General features: G+C 68.6%; 1 pseudogene. It reads right to left on the bottom strand.

Annotation, left to right across the window (positions count from 1 at the left end):
* Nucleotides 1–172: 172 nt before the first annotated feature.
* Nucleotides 173–1,564 (bottom strand): annotated as a pseudogene (locus tag RMN98_RS17390) (vitamin B12-dependent ribonucleotide reductase); the annotation flags it as partial.

Here is a 1,564-nt window from a genome sequence, read left to right as displayed (position 1 = left end):
GCCGACCAGGACGTCGCCATGGACGTCCCGTGCGACACGGGGATCCGCTGACGCGGCTCAGATGCCGAGCCGCCCGGCGACCTCGTCGCCGGCTACGCGTCGTACGACGTCGGAGCCGCCACCGGCCCGGCCCCTGACATCAGGGACCGGGCCGGTGGGTTGAGCAGATGAGTCAGCTGCAGCCGGACGTGCTGCCGCAGCCCTCACACACGTAGCAGGAGCCGGCGGGACGCATCTTGGTGCCGCAGGTCATGCAGAGGGGAGAGTCGACGGCGGTGCCGGTGAGCTTCTCCATGAGCTCGGCGGAGGTGCGGGCCTGCTGGGGCTCGACGACCGACGCCTGCTGGGCGGGCGCGGGGGCCTCCTCGACCACCGGAGCCAGGTCCACGATCTCGGCCTCGATCAGCTCGGCTGCGGAGCCGGTCTCGGTGACGGGCTCGTAGGAGCCGGTCTCGAGGTGGCGCTGACGCTCGTCGGCGGAGTAGATGCCGAGGGCGGAGCGCTCCTCGAACGTCATGTAGTCGAGGGCCAGTCGGCGCCAGACGTAGTCCATGAGGGACTGCGCCATGCGGACGTCGGGGTCGTCGGTGAGGCCGGCGGGCTCGAAGCGCAGGTTGGTGAACTTCGCGACGTAGGTCTCGAGGGGCACTCCGTACTGCAGACCGATGGAGACCGCGATCGAGAAGGCGTCCATGACACCGGCGAGCGTGGAGCCCTGCTTGCCGAGCTTGAGGAAGACCTCACCGAGCTGACCGTCGTCGTGGGCACCCGAGGTCATGTAGCCCTCGGCGCCACCCACCGTGAAGGAGGTGGTGCGCGAGGTGCGCGACTTGGGCAGACGCTTGCGGGTCGGGGCGTAGACGATCTTCTCGATCACCTTGGTGGCCTCGACGACCTCGGCGACGACGTCGCCGGCGGCGGACTTGTTGGAGTCCTCACCCTTGTTGTCACCCTTGCCGCTGGAGAGCGGCTGGCCGACCTTGCAGTTGTCGCGGTAGATCGCGGTGGCCTTGAGGCCGAGCTTCCACGACTGGAGGTAGATGTCCTCGATCTCCTCGACCGTCGCTGACTCCGGCAGGTTGACCGTCTTGGAGATGGCGCCGGAGAGGAACGGCTGGCAGGAGGCCATCATCCGCACGTGGCCCATGGGCTTGAGCGCGCGGGCACCCATCGCGGTGTCGAAGACCTCGTAGTGCTCGAGCTTGAGGCCCGGGGCGTCGATGACGTGGCCGTGCTCGGCGATGTAGTCGACGATCGCCTCGACCTGCTCGCCGACGTAGCCCATCTTGCGCAGCGCGCGCGGGATGGTCTGGTTGACGATCTGCATCGAGCCGCCACCGACGAGCTTCTTGAACTTGACCAGCGAGAAGTCCGGCTCGATGCCGGTGGTGTCGCAGTCCATCATGAAGCCGATGGTGCCGGTGGGCGCGAGGACCGAGGCCTGCGCGTTGCGGAAGCCGTTGAGGGCACCGAGCTCCTGCACGTCGGCCCAGGCCTTCGTGGCCAGCGCGTGGACCTGGCCGTCGGCGATCCCGAGGGTGCGGATCGTGTCGTTGGCCGCCTG

Source organism: Nocardioides sp., from assembly GCF_031397825.1.
Classification (GTDB): domain Bacteria; phylum Actinomycetota; class Actinomycetes; order Propionibacteriales; family Nocardioidaceae; genus Nocardioides.
Note: the sequence above shows the minus strand (reverse complement) of the source record. Positions and strands in the feature narration are given on the sequence as shown.